The 24,490-nt window shown below is 70.7% G+C and carries 20 protein-coding genes and 4 pseudogenes; 14 read left to right on the top strand and 10 right to left on the bottom strand.

Annotated elements, in window-relative coordinates:
• A pseudogene (locus BN971_RS18940) lies at positions 1–318 on the top strand (hypothetical protein); the annotation flags it as partial.
• 13 nt (positions 319–331) lie between these two features.
• Positions 332–778, top strand: a complete 447-nt coding sequence (locus BN971_RS18945; RefSeq protein ID WP_085180840.1) for a ferritin-like domain-containing protein — start codon at positions 332–334, stop codon at positions 776–778.
• Here the strand turns inward: BN971_RS18945 and BN971_RS18950 are convergent.
• From BN971_RS18950 to mqo, 9 genes and pseudogenes are all read right to left on the bottom strand, one after another.
• Positions 747–1,955: an alpha/beta hydrolase family protein gene (locus BN971_RS18950; RefSeq protein ID WP_085180839.1), complete on the bottom strand. Its 1,209-nt coding sequence runs from the start codon at positions 1,953–1,955 to the stop codon at positions 747–749. The genes BN971_RS18945 and BN971_RS18950 overlap by 32 nt on opposite strands.
• A gap of 161 nt (positions 1,956–2,116) precedes the next feature.
• The gene (locus tag BN971_RS18955; RefSeq protein WP_085180838.1) at positions 2,117–3,865 is read right to left on the bottom strand and encodes a proline--tRNA ligase; all 1,749 of its coding nucleotides are present in this window, start codon (positions 3,863–3,865) and stop codon (positions 2,117–2,119) included.
• Between the two features lie 120 nt (positions 3,866–3,985).
• A complete protein-coding gene (locus BN971_RS18960; protein WP_085180837.1) occupies positions 3,986–5,578 on the bottom strand; it encodes an MFS transporter in 1,593 nt (530 codons plus the stop codon).
• 22 nt (positions 5,579–5,600) lie between these two features.
• A pseudogene (gene cobA, locus BN971_RS18965) lies at positions 5,601–6,817 on the bottom strand (uroporphyrinogen-III C-methyltransferase).
• Between the two features lie 41 nt (positions 6,818–6,858).
• Positions 6,859–8,069 (bottom strand): annotated as a pseudogene (locus tag BN971_RS18970) (cobyrinic acid a,c-diamide synthase CobB).
• Positions 8,066–8,680 (bottom strand): cob(I)yrinic acid a,c-diamide adenosyltransferase, encoded by a 615-nt coding sequence (gene cobO / locus BN971_RS18975; protein ID WP_085180834.1) that lies wholly within the window; start codon positions 8,678–8,680, stop codon positions 8,066–8,068. The pseudogene BN971_RS18970 and the gene cobO overlap by 4 nt, the downstream one beginning before the upstream one ends.
• 11 nt (positions 8,681–8,691) lie before the next feature.
• Positions 8,692–10,524 carry a magnesium chelatase subunit D family protein gene (locus tag BN971_RS18980; protein ID WP_085180833.1) on the bottom strand — a complete coding sequence of 611 codons (1,833 nt, stop codon included), beginning with the start codon at positions 10,522–10,524 and terminating at the stop codon, positions 8,692–8,694.
• Entirely contained in the window at positions 10,521–10,991 is a 471-nt protein-coding gene (locus BN971_RS18985) for a GNAT family N-acetyltransferase (protein WP_085180832.1), read from the bottom strand. The genes BN971_RS18980 and BN971_RS18985 overlap by 4 nt, the downstream gene beginning before the upstream one ends.
• Positions 10,992–11,073: 82 nt before the next feature.
• Positions 11,074–12,504 (bottom strand): malate dehydrogenase (quinone), encoded by a 1,431-nt coding sequence (mqo, locus tag BN971_RS18990; protein WP_211279805.1) that lies wholly within the window; start codon positions 12,502–12,504, stop codon positions 11,074–11,076.
• A 209-nt stretch (positions 12,505–12,713) separates the two neighbouring features.
• Between mqo and BN971_RS18995 the strand changes: the two genes are divergently transcribed.
• Entirely contained in the window at positions 12,714–13,727 is a 1,014-nt protein-coding gene (locus BN971_RS18995; protein ID WP_085180830.1) for an alpha/beta hydrolase, read from the top strand.
• Between the two features lie 9 nt (positions 13,728–13,736).
• Positions 13,737–15,119: a mycothione reductase gene (mtr, locus tag BN971_RS19000; protein ID WP_085180829.1), complete on the top strand. Its 1,383-nt coding sequence runs from the start codon at positions 13,737–13,739 to the stop codon at positions 15,117–15,119.
• Between the two features lie 135 nt (positions 15,120–15,254).
• On the opposite strand, the gene BN971_RS19005 is transcribed toward mtr, so the two are convergent.
• A complete protein-coding gene (locus tag BN971_RS19005; RefSeq protein WP_085180828.1) occupies positions 15,255–15,725 on the bottom strand; it encodes a Fur family transcriptional regulator in 471 nt (156 codons plus the stop codon).
• 381 nt (positions 15,726–16,106) lie between these two features.
• Between BN971_RS19005 and BN971_RS25160 the strand changes: the two genes are divergently transcribed.
• From BN971_RS25160 to BN971_RS26745, 10 genes and pseudogenes are all read left to right on the top strand, one after another.
• Positions 16,107–16,457: a WhiB family transcriptional regulator gene (locus BN971_RS25160; RefSeq protein ID WP_085180827.1), complete on the top strand. Its 351-nt coding sequence runs from the start codon at positions 16,107–16,109 to the stop codon at positions 16,455–16,457.
• 67 nt (positions 16,458–16,524) lie between these two features.
• On the top strand, positions 16,525–16,860 hold the full coding sequence (locus BN971_RS19015) for a hydrogenase maturation nickel metallochaperone HypA (protein WP_085180826.1): 336 nt from the start codon (positions 16,525–16,527) through the stop codon (positions 16,858–16,860).
• Positions 16,861–16,888: 28 nt separating this feature from the next.
• Positions 16,889–17,650: a hydrogenase nickel incorporation protein HypB gene (hypB, locus tag BN971_RS19020; protein ID WP_085180825.1), complete on the top strand. Its 762-nt coding sequence runs from the start codon at positions 16,889–16,891 to the stop codon at positions 17,648–17,650.
• Between the two features lie 230 nt (positions 17,651–17,880).
• Entirely contained in the window at positions 17,881–18,936 is a 1,056-nt protein-coding gene (locus BN971_RS19025) for an NADH-quinone oxidoreductase subunit B family protein (RefSeq protein ID WP_085180824.1), read from the top strand.
• Positions 18,937–18,989: 53 nt separating this feature from the next.
• Positions 18,990–20,789 carry a nickel-dependent hydrogenase large subunit gene (locus BN971_RS19030; protein ID WP_085180823.1) on the top strand — a complete coding sequence of 600 codons (1,800 nt, stop codon included), beginning with the start codon at positions 18,990–18,992 and terminating at the stop codon, positions 20,787–20,789.
• Between the two features lie 3 nt (positions 20,790–20,792).
• The gene (locus BN971_RS19035) at positions 20,793–21,707 is read left to right on the top strand and encodes a NifU family protein (RefSeq protein WP_085180822.1); all 915 of its coding nucleotides are present in this window, start codon (positions 20,793–20,795) and stop codon (positions 21,705–21,707) included.
• Positions 21,704–22,366: a DUF5947 family protein gene (locus BN971_RS19040; protein WP_085180821.1), complete on the top strand. Its 663-nt coding sequence runs from the start codon at positions 21,704–21,706 to the stop codon at positions 22,364–22,366. The genes BN971_RS19035 and BN971_RS19040 overlap by 4 nt, the downstream gene beginning before the upstream one ends.
• Positions 22,363–22,998, top strand: a complete 636-nt coding sequence (locus BN971_RS19045) for a DUF6084 family protein (protein ID WP_085180820.1) — start codon at positions 22,363–22,365, stop codon at positions 22,996–22,998. Before BN971_RS19040 ends, BN971_RS19045 begins: the two co-directional genes overlap by 4 nt.
• A pseudogene (locus BN971_RS19050) lies at positions 22,995–24,369 on the top strand (hypothetical protein); the annotation flags it as partial. The gene BN971_RS19045 and the pseudogene BN971_RS19050, both read left to right, overlap by 4 nt.
• Positions 24,360–24,479, top strand: coding sequence for a DUF6893 family small protein (locus BN971_RS26745; protein ID WP_090350442.1), 120 nt, complete (start codon positions 24,360–24,362; stop codon positions 24,477–24,479). The pseudogene BN971_RS19050 and the gene BN971_RS26745, both read left to right, overlap by 10 nt.
• Positions 24,480–24,490: the final 11 nt, after the last annotated feature.

The raw sequence follows: 24,490 nt of genomic DNA on the forward strand, positions 1-24,490 counted from the left end.
GCGGCGCTGACGGTGGTCGCCACGCAACGGGCCGCCCATGCCCGGGCGCTGTCCACCGAGATCGCCCGGGCGGCCGGCAAGATCACCGCGTCGTCGAGCGAGACGACCACCCCGTCCGGCACCGCCGAGCCCGCTGGCCCGCCACCGCCGCCGCCGCCCGTCTCCGACGTGATCGACGCGCTGCGGGTCTCGGCGGAGAACGCCAGCCGGCTGGTCGCCACGTCGTCGGGGTACCGCGCCGGGCTGCTCGCCTCCATCGCCGCTTCCTGCACGGCCTCCTACACGGTGGCGCTGGTCCCCGGGGGTCCGTCGATATGACGCCGGGCTCGTCATGACCTCGGGGAAGGACGCCGACAACGCGGCGCTGTGCGACGCCCTGGCCGTCGAACACTCGACCATCTACGGCTACGGCATCGTGTCCGCGCTGTCGCCGCCGAGCGTCAACAACCTGGTGGTGGAGGCCCTCACCCAGCACCGTCAGCGACGCGACGACGTCATCGCGATGCTGACGGCCCGAAAGGTCACGGCCCCGGTCCCCGCCGCCGGCTATCAGCTGCCGATGCTGGTGGGCAGCCCGGCGGACGCCGCGCGCCTGGCCGCGCGGATGGAGAACGACGGCGCGACGGCCTGGCGCGCGGTCGTCGAGCATGCGGAGACGGCCGACGACCGCGCCTTCGCCGCGACGGCCTTGATTCAGAGCGCGGTGATGGCCGCCCGCTGGAGCCGGATTCTGGGCGCCTGGCCCATCACGACGAGCTTTCCGGGCGGAAACGAGTAACGGCCTGCGCCGGGGCGACGAGACCCGACTGGCACAGGGCGGCGTCGACGAAGTCGTGCACCGGCCGCGACCGGAAAAACCCGGTGTGCGCGCCCTCGTACCATACGATCTCGGGCCGGCCCCAGTGTTCCCACAGGCGCATCACCTGGTGGCGCGGGTTCACCAGCCGGTCGGCGAGGCCGCCGTAGATGAAGCGGCCGGACATCGGCACCCGCGGGGTCAGCGACAGCGGTGAGATCATCCGCCCGATCGGCAGGGCGTGCTCGAGGGTCTGCTTGCGCGGGTCGTCGTCGCGCAGGCCGCCGTGGCCGCTGAGCACCTCGATCAGGTCGGCCACCGGCACGCCCAGCACCGCGCAGGTCAGGCCGTCCTCGACGCTGCAGACCAGCGAGGTGATGTAGCCGCCCAGCGACATGCTGTTCAGGCCGATCCGCGAGTCGGGTTCCTGGGCGCGGATCCACGAGATCAGCCGCCGGATGTCCCACACCGCCTGGGCCGTGGCGTGCACGTCGTCGAGCAGGTCCTGGGCCGGGAACGCCGCGCCCTTGACCTTCCGCGGGCCGTGCAGCGGCAGCACCGGCAGCACCACGTTGAGACCCAGGTCCTCATGCAGATGCCGGGCGCGGAACAGCCGCAGGTCCACGGCCCCGCGGCCCATCAGGGCGCCGTGCACGCACACCACCCAGGGCCGCGGTTCGCTGTGGCGCAGCAGCAGCGCACGCTCGCGGCGGTTGGCGGTGTAGCCCAGCCAGCGCTCGCGGCCGGGCTCGCCCGGGTGCGGCTCGTAGCCGCTGTCGAAGGAGAGGCGGCGCAGGTCTTGGCGGCGGATCCGGCCCGGCACCTCGGTGACGTCCGTCAGCGCCGGCGGGGCCGCGAAGAAGGCCTCGGGGCGCTCCAGCCAGCCCCGCTCCCGGTAGAACTCGAGCGCCGCGGTGACCTCGCGGTCCACCCGCCGGGGGGCGTCGGGCTCCCCCACCGGCAGGAACGTCCGCATGCCGAGCAGCACGAGTTCGTCGTGGAACACCTGCCGGGCGACCGCGATGGTCGGTCGGGCGATCGGCAGTTCGTCGTCGTGATCTCGGTGGCCCTGCCCGGCCATGAACTCGCGGGCGCGCACGAAGGGTGTCGCCACGTCGGCGGGGCGGGCCAGTCGCCGCTCCCGACGGGTGTTTGCCATCGTGCGAGGTTAGCGCGCGACCGCTGTCGCCAAGACGAGTGTGAGTGCTCTCACCCGCGAGTCGTTTTCGGCCCCGGGGCACCTCGCACACCGTCCGGCGGTGATGCAGGACGCGCTGGGCCGCCTCGCGCGCGAGCGGCGCTTCCCCGTACTGGGCTGAGCTAGCGGCCGAGGGCCGCGGCGACGTCGCGGGCCAGCGACTCGCCCGCGGTCAGCTCGCGGGTCTGGCCGCCGAAGCGGTCGCGCAATTCCACCACGCCGTCCGCCCACCCGCGGCCGACCACGACGATCCACGGCACGCCCAGCAACTCTGCGTCCTTGAACTTGACGCCGGGTGAGGCCGAACGGTCGTCGAGCAACACCTCGACGCCCAGCAGGTCCAGGTCGCGGGCCAGCTGCGTGGCGCCGTCGCGGGCCTGCGGGTCTTTGTTGGCGATCACCAGGTGGACGTCGAACGGCGCGACGGCCGACGGCCAGCGCAGGCCCAGCTCGTCGTGGTGCTGCTCGGCGATGACCGCGACCAGCCGCGACACCCCGAGCCCGTAGGAGCCCATCGTCAGGCGCACCGGCTTGCCGTCCTCGCCCAGCACGTCGACGGTGAAGGCATCGGTGTACTTGCGACCGAGCTGGAAGATGTGGGCGATCTCGATGCCCCGGGCCGACACCAGCGGGCCGGCGCCGTCGGGCGAGGGGTCGCCGTCGCGGACCTCGGCGGCCTCGATGGTGCCGTCGACGGTGAAGTCCCGGCCGGCCACCAGCCCGACGACGTGGCGGCCCTGCTCGTCCGCGCCGGTGATCCAACTGGTGCCGTCGACCACCCGCGGGTCGACAAGGTAACGAACACCGTTCTGCCGCAACGCCTTCGGCCCGATGTAGCCCTTCACCAGGAACGGGTACTTGGCGAAGTCGGCGTCGTCGAGCAGCGCGTAGTCGGCCGGATCCAGCGCCGCCCCCAGCCTCTTGTCGTCGACCTCGCGGTCACCCGGCACGCCAATGGCCAGCAGCTCCCAGTCGCCGCCGGGCTGGCGCACCTTGAGCAAGACGTTCTTCAGCGTGTCGGCCGCGGTGATCTCGCGGCCGAGGCCGGCCGTGTTGGCCCAGTCCACCAGGGTGGCGATGGTCGGGGTGTCGCCGGTGTCGTGGACCACCGCCTCGGGCAGGCCGTCGATCGGCCGGGCGTCGGGGCGGGCGGTGATGACCGCCTCGACGTTGGCCGCGTATCCCGATTCCAGGCACCGCACGAAAGTGTCCTCTCCGACCGGGCTCTCGGCCAGAAACTCCTCCGACGCGCTGCCGCCCATCGCGCCCGACACCGCCGACACGATGACGTAGCGAACCTTGAGGCGGTCGAAGATGCGCTGATAGGCCTCCCGGTGCGCGTGATAGGCGGCCTTGAGGCCGGCGTCGTCGACGTCGAAGGAGTAGGAGTCCTTCATCAGGAACTCGCGGACGCGCAGGATCCCGGCCCGCGGGCGGGCCTCGTCACGGTACTTGTTCTGAATCTGGAAGAGCAGCAACGGGAAATCCTTGTAGGAGCTGTACTCCCCCTTCACGGTCAGGGTGAACAGCTCCTCGTGCGTGGGACCCAGCAGGTAGTCGTTGCCGCGGCGGTCCTGCAGGCGGAACACGCCTTCGCCGTATTCGTTCCAGCGGTTGGTCGTCTCGTACGGCGCGCGGGGCAGCAGCGCGGGGAAGAGGATCTCCTGCCCGCCGATCGCGTTCATTTCCTCGCGCACAACGCTTTCGATCCTGCGCAGCACCCGCAGGCCCAGCGGCAGCCAGCTGTACAGCCCGGGCGCGACGGGCCGGATGTAGCCGGCCCGGATCAGCAGCTTGTGGCTGGGCACTTCGGCGTCGGCGGGGTCGTCGCGCAGGGTGCGCAGGAAGAGCTGGGACATCCGGGTGATCACAGCGGGCCAGCCTAGCGGTGACCGCAAGCGCTCGGCCCGCGACACTGACGCCAGGGCGACGACACGCCGATGGGCGTCGCCGTGAGTTCAGCCTCGAGGCAGGCCGAAGCCGGTGTGGAGCTACAGCTCCCCGGCGTCGATCGCTTCCTTGACCTCCTGGGCGTGCGCGACCTGCTCGGGCGTGTAGCCGATCAGCAGCGCGGCCGCACCGACGATGACGGCCACCCCGGCGACCCACAGCAGGCCGTAGGTGTAGCCGTGGTCGAGCGCGCCCAGTTGAACCTCGTTCATGAACTTCACGGGCCCGGTGGTGCCGCCCATGTACAGCGTCCGCGAGGTGATCACGGCCTGGATGACGGCCAGCACCAGCGGGCCGCCCAGGCTCTGCAGCATCAGCGCGATCGCCGATACCGGGCCGATCCGGTCGAAGCCGACGCCGGCGATCGCCGACAGGGTCAGCGGGACCACGCAGATGCCGATGCCGATGCCGCCGACGATGACGGGCAGCACCAGGTTCGGGAAGTAGGGCACGCCGCGGTGCATGAACGCCCAGCCGGAGATCATCGCCCAGAACAGCAGGAGTCCGCCGCCGATCGTCAGCACCCGCGGCGAGAACCGCGACACCAGCTGCGAGGAGACGCCCAGGCCGATGCCCATCGCGATGACGAAGGGGATGAAGCCGACGCCGGCGCGAAGTGCGCTGTAACCCAACACGTCCTGGACGTACAGGCCGATGCACACCGTCAGGCTGAACATCAGCCCGCCGGCCAGGAAGATCGCGGTGAAGGTCATCAGCCGGTTGCGGTCGCGGAACAGGTCGAATGGCACGACGGGGTTCTCGGCCGTGCGCTCGACGATGACGAAGGCGAGCGCGGCGCCGAAGGCCACCACACCCGAGCCGATCGTGGTGATCGAGATCCACCCCTTCTCCGGGCCCATCGAGAAGGCGAACACGGCGGCGGTGCACGCCAGGGTGGCCAGCATGGCGCCGGTGGCGTCGAGCTTCATCCGCTCGCGGTTCGTCTCGCGCAGCGCGGTGCGGGCCAGGTAGATCATCACCAGCCCGATCGGCACGTTGACCAGGAACGCCAGCCGCCACGACACCTCGGTCAGCGCCCCGCCGACGACCAGGCCCATCACCGAACCGACGGCCGTCATCGCGGCGAACACGGCCGTGGCGAAGTTACGCGCCGGGCCCTTCGGGAAAGTGGTCGCCACCAGCGCCAGGCCGGTCGGCGACGCGATCGCGGAGCCGACCCCCTGCGACAGCCGGGCGATGACCATGGTCACCTCGTCCCAGGCGACCGCGCACAGGACCGACGAGATGGTGAACAGCGCGACGCCGACGATGAAGGTGCGCTTGCGCCCGATGGTGTCGCCGAGCCGGCCGCCGAGCAGCATCAGGCCGCCGAAGGTCAGCACGTACGCGGTGATCACCCAGCTGCGGCCGGCGTCGGACAGGCTCAGGTCGTTCTGGATCTTGGGCAGCGCGACGATCGCGACGGTGCTGTCCATGGTCGCCAGCAGCTGCATGCCGCCGATGGCGATGACGGCGGCGATGAAGCGGCGAGAGGGCAGCCAGGCCGGGTAATACTTGCTGATGCGAGCGGTGGCGGTCTCCGCCGGTGCCGCTGTGCGCACCGGGGCCGGACGATCGGGGCGCGCGGACGTCCATTTCTGGGCTGCGCGCTCTGTGTCGTTGAGAGCCGTCATAATGGGTTACCTTACAGTAATCTTAAGAATCGTTTAAACCCCGAACGCCGCCACGGCGCCGATCACGATGATCGCGGGAGGTCGGATACCCTCGGCCCGGATCTTTTCGGGCGTGTCGGCCAGCGTGGCCCGCAGAGTGTGTTGCGCCGACGTTGTCCCGTGCTGAACCACCAGCACCGGCGTATCCGCAGGTCGGCCCCCCTTTATCAGCACGTCGACGAACAGTTCGATGCGTTCGACGGCCATCAGCAACACGATGGTGCCCGACATCGCGGCCAGCGCATTCCAATTCACTAACGATTCGGGGTGCTCGGGCGCCAGATGGCCGCTGACCACCACAAACTCGTGATTCATCGAGCGATGCGTGACCGGAACGCCGGCCAGCGCGGGCACGCCTATGGCGCTTGTCACACCCGGCACGACGGTCACCGGGATTCCGGCGTCGACGCAGGCCAGCACTTCCTCGTAGCCGCGGGCGAACACGAAGGGGTCCCCGCCCTTGAGGCGCACCACGAAGTGCCCGGCCCGCGCGCGCTCGATCATCACGTCGTTGATCGCGTCCTGGGCCATGGCCCGGCCGTAAGGGATCTTCGCGGCGTCGATGACCTCGACGTGCGGCGGCAGTTCGGCGAGCAGCTCCGGCGGCGCCAGCCGGTCGGCGACCACCACGTCGGCGTGGGCGAGTAGGCGACGGCCGCGCACGGTGATCAGCTCGGGGTCGCCGGGTCCGCCGCCCACGAGTGCCACCCCGCCGTGCACCACGTCGTGGGTTTCGGGGCCGTCCGGGGTGATCAGCCCCGACTGCAGCGCTTCGCGGATGGCCGAGCGGATGGCCGCGGACCGGCGGTGCTCGCCGCCGGCCAGCACGCCGACCGACAGGCCGGCGTAGCTGAAGGTCGCCGGGGTCACCGCCGTCCCCTCGACGGCGATGTCGGCGCGCACGCAGAAGATTCGGCGGCGCTCGGCCTCGGCGACCACGGCCGCGTTGACCTCCGCGTCGTTGGTGGCGGCGATCGCGTACCAGGCACCGTCCAGATCACCGTCGCGGTATTCGCGCAGTGACAGCGCGATGCCGCTCATCGCCTCGACGGCCGGGGTGGCGCTGCGGGAGATCACGTGGACGTCCGCGCCGCTGGCGATGAGCAGGGGCAGGCGGCGCTGGGCGACGTTTCCCCCGCCGAGGACGACGACCTTCTTGCCGGTCAGCCGCAATCCGGCAAGGTACGGGCTTTCGGTCACCAGGCAAAGCCTAGTGTCTGCCGATGGCGCGCCCGCGGGCGTCAGGCCCGGCGACCGGCGGCGCGTGTGACGAAGCGCACCACCGCCTCCGGCGCCGCCGCCGGATGGGTGTGCAGGTACGAGGCGTGCACGCCGGCATGCACCACCCCTTCCCGCACGCCGTCGGGCGCGGGGTTGGCGTCCAGGTTGCCAGCGCTGTCGCGATAGGCCCACGCCGGCTGGTAGCCGTCGGTGAACGTGACGGCGGTGCGGTGGAATTCGTGCCCGACGGCCCGCTGGCCGACGGCGTACAGCGGCGACTCGGCCACCGCGACCGCATCGCGATACCCCAGCGTCAGGTTGGGGGTGAACCGCGCCGATCCGTTCAGCACGCCGCACATCGGATGTCCGTCGAGTTCGGAGACGAGATAGATCAGCCCGGCGCACTCGGCGTGCACCGGTGCGCCGGCGCGGGCCAGCTCACCGATCTGCCGGCGGACGACGTCGTTGGCGGACAGCTCGGCGGTGAACTGCTCGGGAAAGCCGCCGGGCAGCACGACCGCGTCGGCGCCGTCGGGCTGGCGGCGGTCCGGACGGCGGTCAGGTCGACGTGGCGGGCGACCAGGGCGGTCATCGCCTCGACCGCGCACTGCGCGCGCCGGCCGTATTCGGTGGCGGTGACCAGGCCGAGATACCTGGTCGGAAGCTCGATTTCGTCGGTGCGCGGGATCGCGCCCAGCACGGTGACGCCGGCCTGCTCGCAGGCCTGCCGCAACACCTGCTCGTGCCGGTTCGACCCGACCCGGTTGAGGATCACCCCGGCGATGCGGGTCGAGCGGTCGAACGTCGAAAACCCGTGCAGGAGCGCGGCGATGCTGTGGCTCTGCCCGCGGGCGTCGACCACCAGGATCACCGGCGCGCCCAGCAGGCCGGCGACGTGGGCGGTGGAACCGGTCGCGGGGGCCGCGTCCGCGGACCCGATGCGCCCGTCGAACAGACCCATCACGCCCTCGATCACCGCGATGTCGGCGCCGGCGGCGCCGTGTGCGTAGAGGGGCCCGATGAGGCCCTCCCCCACCAGCACGGGGTCCAGGTTGCGGCCCGGGCGTCCGGCGGCCAGGCCGTGGTAGCCGGGGTCGATGAAGTCCGGGCCCACCTTGAACGGGGCGACGCGGTGACCCGAGCGCCGCAGCGCGCCGATCAACCCCGTTGCGACGGTCGTCTTTCCGCTGCCCGAGGCCGGCGCGGCGATGACGACGGCGGGCACGCTCACCATTCGATGCCCTTCTGGCCCTTGCGCCCGGCGTCCATCGGGTGCTTGACCTTGGTCATCTCGGTCACCAGATCGGCGGCGTCGAGCAACCGCGCCGGGGCGTTTCGCCCGGTGATGACCACGTGCTGGTGACCGGGTCGCGCGGTCAGTGCCTCGACCACCTCGTCGACGTCGACCCAGCCCCAGGCGAGCGGGTAGGTGAATTCGTCGAGCACGTAGAAGTCGTGGCGCTGGGCGGCCAACCGTCGCGCGATTTCGGCCCAGCCGTCGGCGGCCGCGGCCGCGTGGTCGACCTCGCTGCCGGCCTTGCGCGTCCAGGACCAGCCCGCGCCCATCTTGTGCCACTCGACGGCCCCGCCCACCCCGTGCTCATCGTGCAGCCGGCCGAGGTGACCGAAGGCCGCCTCCTCGCCCACCTTCCACTTCGCGCTCTTGACGAACTGGAACACCGCGACGCGCAGCCCGGCGTTCCAGGCGCGCAGCGCCATGCCGAACGCGGCGGTCGACTTGCCCTTGCCGTCGCCGGTGTGTACCGCGAGCACCGGCGTGTTGCGCCGGGCCCGGGTGGTCAGGCCGTCGTCGGGGACGCGCACCGGGTTGCCCTCTGGCATGGCCGCGCGCCTCAGGCCGCCGTGCGCACGGCACGGACCAGCTGATCGGCGTGCAACTGTTCGAGCCGTACCGTCGGCGCGCCGAGCAGGCGCGCGAGCTGCGCGGCCAAACCGAGCCGGACGTAGGACGTTTCGCAATCCACGACGACGGCGGCGGCGCCCTCGGCGACGAGGCGGGCGGCCGCGATGCGGGTGCGGCCCAGGGGGTCCGGGCCGCCGGTGGCGCGGCCGTCGGTCAGCACGACCACCAGGGGGCGGCGGGTGCGGTCGCGCGCCTTCTCGCGCACGATCAGCTCACGGGCGGCCAGCAGGCCTTCGGCCAGCGGGGTTTTGCCGCCGGTGTCGAAGCGGGACAGCCGCCGGCCGGCGATGTGCGCCGAGGAGGTCGGGGGCAGCAACAGCCGGGCCGCGTCCTGGCGGAAGGTGATCACCGCGACCTTGTCGCGGCGCTGGTAGGCGTCGCGGAGCAAGGACAGGGTGGCCCCGCCGACGGCGGCCATGCGATCGCGGGCTGCCATGGAACCGGATGCGTCGACGACGAAGATCACCAGGTTGCCCTCGCGTCCCTCGTGGACGGCCAGCCGCACGTCGTCAGGCCCGGGCCGCAGCGGGCCGGCCCCGGCTTGTGCGGCGGCCGAAAGCAGGGTGGCGAACAGGTGCAGTCCGCGCGCGCCGGTCGCCGCATCGGCCGGGCCCTCGGCGGCCGCCACCACGCTGCCGGTGGAGTTGCGGGCGCGTGACCGCCGCCCCGGCGCGCCCTCGCCGACGCCGGGCACCCTCAGCGCCCGGGCCCGGAACGTTTTCCCCGGCGGGGCGCTGGGTCTGGGCGCCTGCGGCTTGGCGGGCGGAGGCGAATGTGGTTGCGGCGCATCGTCGTTCGTGAACTGGCCGCCGCCGCCCGGCGGGTCGGGGTCGGGCTCGTTGTCGGCGCCCCCCTGCGCCAGCGCCTGCTCCAGCTGGTCGCGGTCGATGCCGGGATCGTCGAACGGGTCGCGGCGGCGCCGGTGCGGCAGCGCCAATTCCGCGGCCACCCGGACGTCGCGCTCCTCGACGGTGGTGGAGCCGCGCCAGGCCGCGTGGGCGGCCGCGGTGCGGGCGAGGACCAGGTCGGCCCGCATCCCGTCGACGTCGAACGCCGCGCACACCGCCGCGATGCGGCGTAATTCGTTGTCGGGCAACACCACGTCGGCGACCAGCTCGCGCGCGGCGGCGATCCGTCGGGCCAGGTCGGCGTCGGCGTCGGCGTAACGGTCGGCGAATCCGTCGGGGTCGGCCTCGTAGGCCATCCGCTGCCGGATCACCTCCACCCGCACGTCGACGTCGCGCGACGCCCGCACGTCGACGGTGAGGCCGAACCGGTCCAGCAGCTGCGGACGCAGCTCGCCCTCCTCGGGGTTCATCGTGCCGATCAACACGAAGCGCGCCTCGTGCGAGTGCGAGATGCCGTCGCGCTCGATGTGCACCCGGCCCATGGCGGCGGCGTCGAGCAGCACGTCGACCAGGTGATCGTGCAGCAGGTTGACCTCGTCGACGTAGAGCACGCCGCCGTGCGCGCGCGCCAGCAGCCCGGGGGAGAACGCGTGCTCGCCGTCGCGCAGCACCCGCTGCAGGTCCAGCGAACCGACGACGCGGTCTTCGGTTGCGCCCAAGGGCATTTCGACCAGTCCGCCCTCGCCGGTCGCGGCGGAGAGCAGCGCCGCGAGCCCCCGCACGGCCGTCGACTTGGCGGTGCCCTTCTCGCCGCGGATGAGCGCGCCGCCGATCTCCGGACGCACGGCGCACAGCAGCAGGGCCAGCCGCAGCTGGTCGTGCCCGACGATCGCGCTGAACGGGTAGGGCTTCACGGCTGCTCCGGCAGCCCGGAGCCGGGCCGCAGCATCGGGACGTGCGGGATGCCGTCGTCGACGAAATCCTCGCCCGCGCGGACGAATCCGTGCTGTGCGTACATGTCGGCCAGGTAGGTCTGCGCGTCGATCCGGCAGGGGTAGTCGCCCACCTCGGCCAGCGCGGCCCGCAGCAGCCGGGTGGTGTGGCCCTGGCCGCGCGCGCTGCGTTTGGTGCACAGCCGGCCGATCCGGAACGCCTTCTCGCCCCCGGCGTGCTCCTCCATCAACCGCAGCGTGCAGATCACCTCGCCGTCGGGCGTTTCCAGCCAGAAGTGCCGGGTTTCGGCCAGCAGGTCACGCCCGTCCAGCTCCGGATACGGGCACGCCTGTTCGACGACGAACACCTCGACCCGCAACTTGAGCAGCTCGTAGAGCGTGCGGGCGTCAAGATCCTTGGCCCACGACCGGCGCAACGCTTCAGTCATGAGCGCCGCTCCTCCCCGTCGGCGCGTCCCCCACGCCGCTTTGCGGCTGGGGGCGCCCCCACCGCATCGTCGGCGGCGCGGCTCACGCTGCCTCCAAGTTCAATGCCCTCGTCCCCCATGACCACACCTCGTCGAACAGCGCCGGCTCGCGGGACAGCTCCACCCCCAGCGACGGCACCATCTCCTTCAGCGTGGGCAGCCAGGACGGGTAGCGGTCGGGGAAGCAGCGCTGGAGCACATCGAGCATCGCCGGCACGGCGGTCGACGCCCCCGGCGAGCCGCCGAGGAGCCCGGCGATGCTGCCGTCGGCGGAGGCCAGCACGGTGGTGCCGAAGTCGAGCACACCGCCCCTGCGCCGGTCGCGCCGGATCACCTGCACCCGCTGGCCGGCCACCATCGGCTGCCAGTCGGAGTCCCTTGCGCTCGGCGCGAATTCGCGCAGGATGCGCATCCGGTCGGGCTCGGAGAGCCGCAGCTGACCGAGCAAGTAGTTGAGCAGGGTCATCTCGCTGACCCCGACGCCGAGCATCGACACCACGTTGTCCGGCCTGACCGAGCGGGGCAGATCGGTGACGCGGCCGTGCTTGAGGAACTTGGGCGACCATCCCGCGTACGGCCCGAACATCAGCCATGACTTGCCGTGCACGACACGAAGGTCGAGGTGCAGGGCGCCGAGCGGGGGCGCCCCGGGGGCGGGCGCGCCGTACACCTTGGCGCGGTGCGCGGCGGTGAGCGCCGGGCTGTGGGCGCGCAGGAACCGGCCGCCGATCGGGAACCCGGCGAACCCCTTGACGTCGCTGATGCCGGAGCGCTGCAGCAGCCGAAGCGCGTCACCACCGGCCCCGACGAACACGAATCTGGCGTTCAGGCGGTGCTTTGCGCGGGTCCGGCGATTGACGATCAGCAGTGTCCAGCTGCCGTCGGACGCGCGGGTGAGGTTGCGCACCTCGTGCCCGAACAGGGTGGCGGCGCCCTCGCGCACGCAATAGCCCAGAAGTTGGCGTGCCAGCGCCCCGAAGTCGACGTCGGTGCCGTGCGCGGCCCAGTTGAGCGCGGTCGGCTCGGAGAAATCGCGGCCCGCGGCCATCAGCGGCAGCCGGCGGGCGAACTCGCCGGGATCGTCGATCACCTCGATGCCGGCGAACAGCGGGTTGCCGGCCAGCGCGCGCTGCCGGCGCCGCAGGTAGCCGACCCGACGGGCGCCCCGCACGAAGCTGGCGTGCGGGATCGCGGTGATGAAGGAGCGGTCGCCGAGGATGCCGTTCTCCGCGGCGTACGCCCAGAACTGGCGGGTGACCTGGAACTGCTCGTTGACGCGGACGGCCTTGGTGATGTCGATGGAGCCGTCGGCCCGCTGCGGTGTGTAGTTCAGCTCGCAGAGCGCGGAGTGCCCGGTGCCCGCGTTGTTCCAGGGGCTGCTGCTCTCGGCGCCGACGGCGTCCAGCCGCTCGACGATCGTCATCGACCACCCCGGTTCCAGCCTCCGCAGCAACGCCCCCAGCGTGGCGCTCATGATGCCCGCGCCCACCAGCACGACGTCCGCGCGTGCGGTTTCGGTTCGCTGGCCTGTGAGCGACACCGGATCGTTGGTCCTTTCGTGGGCCGTCAGCGGCCCCTGCGCTGGTTGTGCCGTCCCAGGCTATCCCGACGCGCGCCGGCCCCGAACGCCGTGCGCCTCCCCACGGCCAGCAAAGCCTTTAAGCTGGCCTCGTGACTGGCTGGATGCCGGACGTCCTGCCCGGCTATTGGCGGCGCGCACTGCCGCTGGGGCCGGATCCCCACGGCGAGGGCGACATCGTCGCCACCCTGGTTCGGCGCGGCCCGCCGACGGAAGCCACCGAGAATTTCGCGGCGGACCGCGCGGTGCTGGCGGTCCACGGCTACACCGACTACTTCTTCCACACGGAACTGGCCGACCACTTCGCCGGCCGGGGCTTCGCCTTTTACGCGCTCGACCTGCAGAAGTGCGGCCGGTCGCACTGCGGGCGACAGACCCCCCACTTCATCACCGACCTCGCCCACTACGACGCCGAACTCGAGTACGCCCTGGCGGTCATCGCCGAGCAGACAAGCGCTGCCCAGGTCCTGGTGTACGGGCATTCGGCCGGCGGGCTCATCGTGTCGCTGTGGCTGGACCGCCTCCGCGCACGCGGCGCCCCGGCGCACGCGGCCGTCGGCGGGCTGGTGCTCAACAGCCCCTTCCTGGACCTGCACGGCCCGGCGGTCCTGCGGCACGCGGTGGCCTCGGCGACGATCGCCGGACTGTCGCGGCTGCGGCCCAAAGGCGTGATCCGCCGGCCCACCCCCGGCGGGTACGGAACCACGCTGCACCGGGATTACGGCGGCGAGTTCGACTACAACCTGCAGTGGAAACCGGTGGGCGGCTTTCCCATCACCCTGGGCTGGCTGCACGCCGTGCGCCGCGGCCAGGCCCGGCTGCACCGCGGCATCGACGTCGGTGTGCCGAGCCTGATCCTGCGGTCGGACCACAGCGTGCGGGAAAGCGCGGACCCGGCGGCAATGCATTGCGGTGACGCGGTTCTCGACGTCGACCTGATCGCCAAATGGGCGAGCCGCATCGGGAGTCGCACCACGATCGTCCCGGTCACCGACGCCAAGCACGACGTCTTCCTGTCGCTTCCACAGCCGCGCCGCGCGGCCTATCAGCAGCTGGACCGGTGGCTGGACCATCACCTCGTCAACACCGACGCCCCGGCGTCATCGGACAAAGGATGACCCTCGGCCATGGAAACCTACGACATCGCGATCATCGGAACCGGTTCGGGGAATTGCATTCTCGATGAAAGCTTCGCCGCAAAGCGGATGGCCATCTGCGAACACGGCACCTTCGGCGGCACCTGCCTCAACGTCGGGTGCATCCCGACGAAGATGTTCGTCTACGCCGCCGAGGTCGCCACGACGATCCGGGAGGCGGCGCGGTTCGGCGTCGACGCGCACATCGACCGGATCCGCTGGGCGGACATCGTCTCGCGGGTCTTCGGCCGGATCGACCCGATATCGATGAGCGGCGAGGACTTTCGGCGCTCCGCGCCCAACATCGACGTGTACGGCGCGCACACCCGGTTCGGGCCCGTCCAGCCCGACGGCCGCTACCTGTTGCGCACCGCCGCCGGTGACGAATTCTCCGCCGACCAGGTGGTGATCGCCGCGGGCTCGCGCCCGGTGGTCCCGACCGCGATCCTCGCGTCCGGCGTCACTTTCCACACGAGCGACACGATCATGCGGATCCCGGAGCTGCCCGATCACCTCGCAATCGTCGGGAGCGGTTATGTCGCAGCAGAATTCGCGCACATCTTCTCCGCGCTGGGGGTGCGCGTCACCCTCGTCGTCCGGGGCAGCACGCTGCTGCGGTATTGCGACGATACGATCTGCGAGCGCTTCACCCGCATCGCGGCGGCCAAATGGGAACTGCGCACCCACCGCACCGTGGTGAACGCCGCCGACCGCGGTTCCGGCGTGGCCCTCGAACTCGACGACGGCAGCATCCTGGACGCCGACCTGCTGCTGGTGGCGACCGGCCGGCTTTCCAACGCCGACCTGCTCGACGCCGAGCAGGCGGGTGTCGACGTCGAGGACGGCCGGGTGGCGGTCGACGAATACCAGCGCACGTCCGCGCGCGGGGTGTTCGCCCTCGGCGACGTCTCCTCGCCTTATCAGCTCAAGCACGTCGCCAACCACGAGGCCCGTGTCGTGCAGCACAACCTGACGTGCGACTGGGACGACACCGACTCGATGACCATGACCGATCACCGCTTCGTGCCGTCGGCGGTGTTCACCGATCCCCAGCTGGCGGCCGTGGGCCTGACCGAGAACCAAGCGCGGGCAAGGGGCTTCGACATATCGGTCGCGATCCAGGACTACGGCGATGTCGCCTACGGGTGGGCGATGGAAGACACCACCGGGATCGTCAAGCTGATCGCCGAGCGCAACAGCGGATGCCTGCTCGGCGCGCACATCATGGGGCATCAGGCGTCGTCGATCATCCAGCCGCTCATTCAGGCGATGCGCTCGGGAATGACGGCTCAGGAGATGGCCCGCGGCCAGTACTGGATTCACCCGGCGCTGCCGGAAGTGGTGGAGAACGCGCTGCTGGGCCTGCGCCCGTGACGATCGCAGCCGGGCGCCGCGGGTCGTCACCCTCAACCGTGACGATCGCAAGCGCGGCGTAGCCGGGCGCCGCGGGTCGTCACCCTCAACCGTGACGATCGCAAGCGCGGGTCGTCACCCTTAACGACCTCAGCGTCAGCGCGGGTCGCCCTGGCACAGGGGGCACAGGCCGTGCAGTGTGAGGCCGGCCTCCTCCGACAGTGCGAAGGAACTGCCGGCCATCGCGTGCTCGAGCGCCGAGGTGAGCTGACGCGCGGGCACCTCGATGATGGCGCCGCATTGCGTGCAGACCGCGTGATGGTGCGGGGCGGTGGCCAGGCCGTAGGTGGTGACGCCGCCGTCGAGGGTGAGCGCATGCAGCACGCCCTGGTCCACCAGCGTGGTGACCGTGCGGTAGATGGTCGCCACGTCGGGCGGCTGGGCGCCCGGTGGCAGGCAGGCCCGCACCCGCTGATGGATCTCGGCCACCGGCAGGTGCCCGTGGACCGGCTCGAGCACCGCCAGCACCTGGATCCGCGACGCCATCCGCCGCAGCCCGCGGGCCCGCAGGAAATCGCCGAGCCGCGCGGCGACGGACGGGTCCAGTACCGACGGCTTGTTCGTCACCCGTCCAGTGTCGCGCGTGGCGGCCCGGATTGCCAGCGGTCCGGGGCGGCCCCCCGGGCGCCGGGTGTGGCCGCATCGGTCGCGCGCAGGCGCCGATCACCGTGAATTACGTTGCCTCCCAGCGCCACCGGATTTACTTTACCCGCCCCCGGCGGCCCAGCCCGCACGGCGATTAGGGGCCGTCGGTAATGCCCAGTGGTGACAATGGTCCCTAGGTCAACGGCGAGCCTCTTCGTACTGTCCGGGAAGACGCCTGCTTCATCCCTGCACACGGACGAGCACAACAGGGGGTTGGCGCCGCGCCGGAAGGAATTCGGCCGGCGTACACGCTCGGCCACGGGGGCCAAGGCAGGCGGGCTGAGGAAGGCAAAAGGGGGAATAGTGTCAACGAGTCGTACCGCCCGAAGGGTAGTCATCAGATCGATCCGGGGTTCCGTCTGGGGTGCGGAGGCCGAATCCCGCATGGAGTGGGTGTCCAAAGCCCTGTGCCGCACCGTCGACCCCGACGATTTGTTCGTGCCGGGCGCCGCCCAGCGCAAGGCCGCACAGATCTGCGGGCACTGCCCGGTGCGCCTGCAGTGCGCCGTTGATGCGCTCGACAACCAGGTCGAGTTCGGTGTCTGGGGCGGCATGACGGAACGCCAGCGCCGCGTCCTGCTCCGGCAACATCCGGACGTGAAGTCCTGGACCGACTTCTTCGCCGACAAGGGCAACCAGCGCAGCGCTTCCTAGCCGGCCGGGGCACACGCGCGTGCCAAGCCGGTGCGCGCGGGGGCCCGTCCGGTGTACAACGGTGCTCATGCACGAGCTGTCGCTCTGCGAAGCCATCGCCGGCCTGGTCAGGTCGCACGCCGACGGACGCCACGTCGACGTGGTGCGGGTGCGGATCGGCGCCCTGCGACAGGTGGTCCCCGAATCTCTCTCGTTCTGTTGGACGCTCGTGCGCGACGCCGAGAACATGCCGGACGCGGAGCTGGAACTGGAGTGCGTCACCGCCGAGGTGCAGTGCCGTCGGTGCGGACGACGATCGGAGATCACCTCGGCCTGGTCGATCTGGTGCCCGCAGTGCGACAGCACCGACGTCGAGGTGCTGCGCGGTAACGAATTCCTGCTGACCTCCCTGGACGTTTCATGAAAGGCCCTGGCAATGAATCGATCTGACCATGGGTAGGTTTCACCGCCACGAAGACGGAACCGTGCACGACCACGAGCACGAGCACGAGCACGGGGATCACAGTCACTACGGCACGGGCGCGCAGCGCGTCGAGGTGCTGGAGTCGATCTTCGCCGAAAACGACCTGCTCGCCGAAGCGAACCGCAAGGCTTTCGACAGCTGCGGAGTCCGCGCCGTCAACCTGATGAGCTCGCCCGGAGCGGGCAAGACGACCATCCTGCAGGCAACGCTGGACGAACTCGCCGGCGACTTCGCGATCGGCGTGATCGAGGGCGACATCGCCACCGACCTGGACGCGGCCAAGCTCGCCGGCCGCGGCGCCCAGATCTCACTTCTGAACACCGGCAACGGATTTGGCGGCGAATGCCACCTTGATGCCCCCATGGTCGACCGCGCGCTGCGGGGCCTCGACCTGCCCGCGCTGGACCTGGTGGTGATCGAGAACGTCGGCAACCTCGTCTGCCCGGCGGAGTTCGACGTGGGCGAGCACGCCAAGGCCATGGTCTACTCCGTGACCGAGGGCGAGGACAAGCCGCTGAAATACCCCGTGATGTTCCGCTCGGTCGATGTGGTGCTGCTCAACAAGATTGACCTGGTGCCGCACCTGGACGCCGACGTCGACACCTACATCGAGCACGTGCGGCGGGTCAACGCGGCGGCGGAGATCCTGCCGGTCAGCGCCCGCACCGGGGCGGGCATGGCCGCCTGGTTCGGCTGGCTGCGGCGCTTCGCCGAAACCCCGCCGGCCTGAACCGCGTTCTGCGAACGAATCGCATGACTGCGCGACCGGGCCGCGGCGGCGAAATCCCCTGGGGCAAAAGAACAGAGCCTATGCAACGAGTGTTTAACAAATGAACGCAACGGGCACCGTTGACAACGCCCAACGGCGGGAGTAGACCCAAGAACAGCGCCGCGCAAGTGGGCCGACGGTCGACTCCGGCGGCGCAGGAGCCTTCAGCCCGGCTCCGGGAAGCCTGCAGCATGCCAACGGAAGCGGCAGTCAAAGCAGAAGAGACGTTGATCCACGTCCTCTGGATCAACGCGGGCCTCAGTTGCGACGGCGATTCGGTGGCGTTGACTGCCGCCACCCAGCCCAGCGTCGAGGAGATCGCGCTCGGCGCGCTCCCCGGCCTGCCGAAGGTCGCCGTGCACTGGCCCCTGATCGACTTCGAGTGCGGACCCAACGGGGGGGCGGACGATTTCCTCGAGTGGTTCTTCAAAGCCGATCGCGGTGAGTTGGAGCCCTTCGTGCTGGTCGTCGAGGGGTCGATTCCCAACGAGAAGATCAAGGACGAGGGGTATTGGTGCGGGTTCGGCAACGACCCGGCCACCGGGCAGCCGATGACCACCAGCGAGTGGCTCGACCGGTTGGCGCCCAAAGCGACGGCGATCGTCGCGGTGGGCACCTGTGCCACCTACGGCGGGATCCACGCCATGGCCGGCAACCCGACCGGTGCGATGGGCGTGCCGGACTACCTCGGCTGGGATTGGAAGAGCAAGGCCGGCATCCCGATCGTCTGCGTGCCCGGCTGCCCGATCCATCCGGACAACCTGTCCGAGACCCTGACCTACCTGCTCTACATGGCGACGGGGCAGGCGCCGATGATCCCGCTCGACGACGCGCTGCGGCCCGCGTGGCTGTTCGGCAACACCGTGCACGAGGGGTGCGACCGCGCCGGCTACTACGAGCAGGGCGACTTCGCCACCGAGTACGGATCGCCGAAATGCATTGTCAAGCTTGGGTGTTGGGGACCGGTCGTGAAATGCAACGTGCCCAAGCGGGGGTGGATCAACGGCGTGGGCGGCTGCCCCAACGTGGGCGGTATCTGCATCGGCTGCACCATGCCGGGCTTCCCGGACAAGTTCATGCCCTTCATGGACGAGCCGCCGGGAGGCAAGCTCTCGAGCACGGCAGTCGGCCTGTACGGCAGCGTGATCCGCAGCCTGCGCGGGATCACCGGGCGCACCGTCGACAAGGAGCCGCGCTGGCGGCACAACGGCAACGAACTCACCACCGGAGCGCGCCGCACCTGGTAGGTCACCTACCGGGTCGGGCGCTTTGAGAAGTCACTTCAGACGGGAAAATCGCAATGACAACTATTGTCCCCGAGCCGTCCACCGCCAAGCGGGAGCCCGGCCAGCTCGTCGAGATGGCGTGGGACCCGATCACCCGGATCGTGGGCAGCCTCGGCATCTACACCAAGATCGACTTCGAGAACCGCGAGGTCGTCGAGTGCCACAGCACCTCGTCGATCTTCCGTGGGTACTCGATCTTCATGAAGGGCAAGGACCCTCGCGACGCACACTTCATCACCAGCCGCATCTGCGGGATCTGCGGTGACAACCACGCGACGTGTTCGTGCTACGCGCAGAACATGGCCTACGGCGTGAAGCCACCGCACCTGGGCGAGTGGATCGTCAACCTCGGTGAGGCCGCGGAATACATGTTCGACCACAACATCTTCCAGGAGAACCTGGTCGGCGTGGACTTCTGCGAGAAGATGGTCGCCGAGACCAACCCGAGCGTGCTCGCCAAGGCCGAGAACACCCCCGCCCCGCAGGCCGGCGCGCACGGCTACCGGACCATCGCCGACATCATGCGCTCGCTCAACCCGTTCAGCGGGGAGTTCTACCGCGAGGCGCTGGCCGTCAGCCGGTGGACGCGAGAGATGTTCTGCCTCATGGAGGGTCGCCACGTGCACCCGTCCACGCTGTATCCCGGCGGGGTCGGAACGGTCGCGACCATCCAGCTGATGACCGACTACATGAGCCGGCTGATGCGCTACGTCGAGTTCATGAAGAAGGTCGTGCCCATGCACGACGACCTGTTCGACTTCTTCTACGAAGCGCTGCCCGGCTACGAGAAGGTGGGCCTGCGGCGCACCCTGCTCGGCTGCTGGGGCTCCTTCCAGGACCCCGAGGTGTGCAACTTCGAGTACAAGGACATGGAGCGCTGGGGCAACGCCATGTTCGTCACGCCCGGCGTGGTGGTCGACGGCAAACTGGTCACCCACTCGCTGGTGGACATCAACCTCGGCATCCGAATCCTCTTGGGCAGTTCGTATTACGACGACTGGACCGACCAGGAGATGTTCGTCAAGACCGACCCGCTGGGCAACGCGGTGGACCGCCGCCACCCGTGGAACCAGCACACCAACCCACACCCGCAGAAGCGGGACATGGAGGGCGGCAAATACAGCTGGGTGATGTCGCCGCGCTGGTTCGACGGCAAGGACCATCTGGCGCTGGACACCGGCGGCGGCCCGCTGGCGCGGCTGTGGTCGACGGCCCTGGCCGGCCTCGTCGACATCGGCTACGTCAAGGCGACCGGCAGCAGCGTCCAGATCAACCTGCCCAAGACCGCGCTCAAGGGCCCGGTGGAGTTCGAGTGGAAGATCCCGCGGCACGGCAGCAATACGATCGAACGCGACCGGGCGCGCACCTACTTCCAGGCCTACGCGGCGGCGTGCGCGCTGCACTTCGCCGAGAAGGCGCTGGCCGAGATCCGCGCCGGGCGCACCAAGACCTGGGAGCGCTTCGAGGTGCCCGACGAGGGCATCGGCTGCGGCTTCACCGAGGCGGTGCGCGGCGTGCTCAGCCACCATCTGGTGATCCGGGACGGCAAGATCGCCAACTACCACCCGTACCCGCCGACGCCGTGGAACGCCAACCCGCGCGACGTGTACGGGACGCCGGGCCCGTATGAGGACGCGGTGCAGGGCCAGCCGATCTTCGAGGAGAACGACCGGGAGAACTTCAAGGGAATCGACGTCATGCGCACGGTGCGCAGCTTCGACCCGTGCCTGCCGTGCGGCGTGCACATGTACCTGGGTAAGGGCAAGACCCTGGACAGATTGCACTCGCCGACCCAGTCGCCCGCCGGGGAGTGACGCATGGCGGATCGCCCGGACACACCCGCGGGAACTCCCCAGGACGCGCAGTGGCGCACGGCGGGCGATCGGATCCAGACGCTGCTGGATTCCTGCGCGGCCGGCGGGGCCGCCGCGTATGAGCGTGCCCAGGAGCTGGTCCGCGAGGTGGTCGGGCTCTACGGCGCCGGGCTGGAACGGATCATGGCGCTCCTTCTGGAGGCCGCAGACCCCGCCCTGGCCGAGCGGCTGGCCACCGACGACCTGGTGGCCAGCCTGCTCCTGGTGCACGGCCTGCACCCGCACGCCGTGCACCGCCGGGTGGCCGAAGCGTTGGACCGGGTGCGGCCCTACCTGGGCTCGCACGGCGGTGACGTCGAGCTGATCGAGGTCACCGGGGACACCGTCCGGCTGGCCTTCGCGGGCAGCTGCAAGAGCTGCCCCTCGTCGGCGGTGACGCTGGAACTGGCGGTACAGGACGCGATCCGGGCGGCCGCCCCGGAGATCACCTCGGTCGAGCTCGTGACCGTCGAGCCGAGCACCGTGATCGCCGCCGATTCGCTGCTGGCGCGCCTGCATTCCAACGGGCACACGGATTCCCACGGCCAGGGCGGCGCCTCCTGGCATCCGGTCCCCGGGCTGGCCGACCTGCGGCCGGGCGAGGTCGCCGGTTTCGAGGTCGCCGGGGCGCCGGTGCTCGCCTGCCGGGTCGACGGCCGGCTGTACGCCTACCGCGACCGCTGCCCGGAGTGCGACGACACGCTGGCGGGCGCGGTATTGCGGGGCGCGGTGCTGAGCTGCCCGCGGTGCCGGTCGCGTTTCGACGTCGCGCGTGCGGGCGCGGGCCTCGATTCGGCCGGGGCTCACCTGGATCCGCTGCCGCTGCTGGACCGCGACGGCGCGCCATCGGTGGCGGTGCCGATGGGGGTCGGCGCATGACCAGCCCGTACGAGGTGCTCAACCGCATCCGGAGCAACCGGCGAACCCCTGAACCCGCCGGGGAGCGCTGCGAGATGTGCTCCGAGCCGATCGTCGACGAGCACCAGCACGTGGTGAATGTGGCGGCGCGGCAACTGATGTGCGTCTGCCGCGCCTGCTACCTGCTGTTCACCGACACCGATGCCGAGCTGCGCTACCGCTCGGTGCCCGACCGGTATCTGGCGCTGGAGAATTTCGCGCTCGACCGCCGCGCCTGGGAGGCCCTGCAGATCCCGGTCGGCGTCGCCTTCTTCTTCCGCAACTCGGCGCTGGGACGCACCGTCGCCTTCTATCCCGGCCCCGCCGGGGCCTGCGAGTCGGAAATCGACTCGCACGCCTTGCAAGAGGCCTGGAACGCCATCGCCGGCGCGGACCCGCGGGTGCGGCTGCTGGCCGACGACGTCGAGGCGCTGCTGGTCCGGGTGCCCGACGACGACAACGACGAATCCGCCTCGCCGCACACCTATCTCGTCCCGATCGACGCCTGCTACGAGTTCGTCGGCCGGTTGCGCATGCTCTGGCGCGGCTTCGACGGCGGCCAGGAGGCCAGGGCGTTCATCGACGACTTCTTCACCCGGGTCGCCTCCCGGGCCGCCAGCGCCCCACGGACACCGCCATGACCGACATCGACTTCGCCGTCCTCGACGTGGCACCCGAACCATACGCCGTCACCCCGGTGCTGACCGCCCGCGTCGGCGTCACCGCCGGCGACCCGGTGCACGCCGTCGCCCTGCGCTGCCAGGTCCGCATCGAGCCGCTCCGCCGGTCCTACTCCGACGAGGAGGGCGCCGGGCTGCTCGACCTCTTCGGCACGCGCGAACGCTGGGCCAACACCCAGCGCACGTTCCTGTGGCAGCACTGCACCGCGATGGTGCCCGGTTTCACCGGCAACACCACCGTCGCGCTGCCGCTGGAGGCCACCTACGATTTCGAGGTCACCGCCGCCAAGTACACCCACGCCCTGCGCGACGGCGCGCTGCCGCTGCAATTCCTTTTCAGCGGAACGATTTTCGTCAAGTCCGAGCGCGGCTTCTCCGTCCAGCAGGTGCCGTGGGACTGCGAGTGTCGCTACGACATGCCGGTGGCGGTGTGGCGGGACCTGATCGCCCGGCACTACCCCAACGCGGGCTGGCTGCGGCTGAGCCACGAGACCATCGCGGCGCTGGCCGAATACAAATCCGCACACGGCCTGCTCGACCTCGACCACGCGATCACCTCGCTGCTGGACGCCGACCTGAAGGCCGCGCGGTGACCGCTTCGCCGACGTCGAGCTGGGACCGGGCCCGCGCCGTCGCGGACGCGGTGCTCTACGAGGGCTACCTGCTCTACCCGTACCGCGGCACGTCCACCAAGAACCAATCACGTTGGCAGTTCGGGGTTTTGGGGCCGCCCGGCGCGGCGGAAGCGGGCCTGGGCGAGGACCACGCCCTGGCGGCGCAGTTCCTCGTCGACGGGGCCCGGGCGCTGCGCCTGGTGGTGCGGTTCCTGCAGTTGCAGCACCGCCGGGCCGAGCGCGCCCTGCCCGGCGGGGGATACGAGCTCGTCGCCGAGCTGACGACCGCCGCCGGGTCGTGGCTGACCTGGGACGAGGCGGTCGAATACGAGGTGCCCTTCGAGCCCTTGGAGTTCGCCGGCGCCGCGCCAGCCCAGTCCTGGACGCTGCCGGTGGAGGCCGACACGGCGACCGACATCCACCTGCTCGACGGCGGGCGGCTGGTCCGTGAACGGCGCCCGGTGCGCGGCGTGCTCGAGGTGACCGGCGAGCCGGACGGCGCGCTGCGCCGGGTGTCGGTGAAGCTCTCGAACGTCGGCGATCCGGCGCGGGACAAGGACGACGCGATCGCGCGGTCGATGATCGGCACCCACATCATCGCCGAGGTCGACGGCGGCCGGTTCGTGTCGTTGCTCGAGCCGGGCCCCGCGGCGGCCGACGCGGCGTCGCGGTGCGCCCAGCACCGCTGCTTCCCCGTGCTGGCCGGGCCGCCCGGCGCCGAGGACATGCTGCTGATCTCGCCGATCATCCTCTACGACCACCCCGAGGTCGCCGAGCAGAGCAACACCGCCCTGTTCGACTGCACCGAGATCGACGAGATCCTCACGCTGCGGGTGATGACGATGACCGACGCGGAGAAGGCGCAGGCGCGCGCGACCGATCCCCGCGCCGCGCGGATCATCGACCAGTGCGACGCGATGTCGCCGCAGGACATGGCGCGCCTGCACGGTGTGCTGCGCGACCCGCACGCGCTGACCGAGTCGGCCGGCCTGGTGCCCGACATCCCCGAGGGCATCGACTGGTGGGACCCGTTGGCCGACAACGCCGTTCGTCCCGAAATCGACGCCGTGCTGGTGAACGGTGTCCGCGTGGCCCGCGACAGCCGGGTGCGGCTGCGGCCCCGGCGCAACGCCGACGCGCAGGACATCTTCGTCGCCGGCAAGACCGCCCGGGTCACGTCGGTGCACTCCGACGTCGAGGGCAACAAGCACGTCGCGGTGGTGGTCGACGACGACCCGGCCGCCGAACTGCACGAGTGGTACGGGCGCTACCTGTACTTCTCCCCCGACGAGCTCGAGCCGCTCGAGGAACAACACAGCCCGCCGTGAAAGGAGTTCGGCATGGAGATCATGGGTTGGATATTCGTCGCGATTCTCGCCCTGGTGGTGGTGGTCGCGCTGGGGCTGGGGGTGGTGTCGCTGCCCGATGCCCGCCGTTACCTCAAGCTGAGGCGGATGTAGCCCCAGCGGCC

The organism is Mycobacterium bohemicum DSM 44277, from assembly GCF_001053185.1.
Classification (GTDB): Bacteria; Actinomycetota; Actinomycetes; order Mycobacteriales; family Mycobacteriaceae; genus Mycobacterium; species Mycobacterium bohemicum.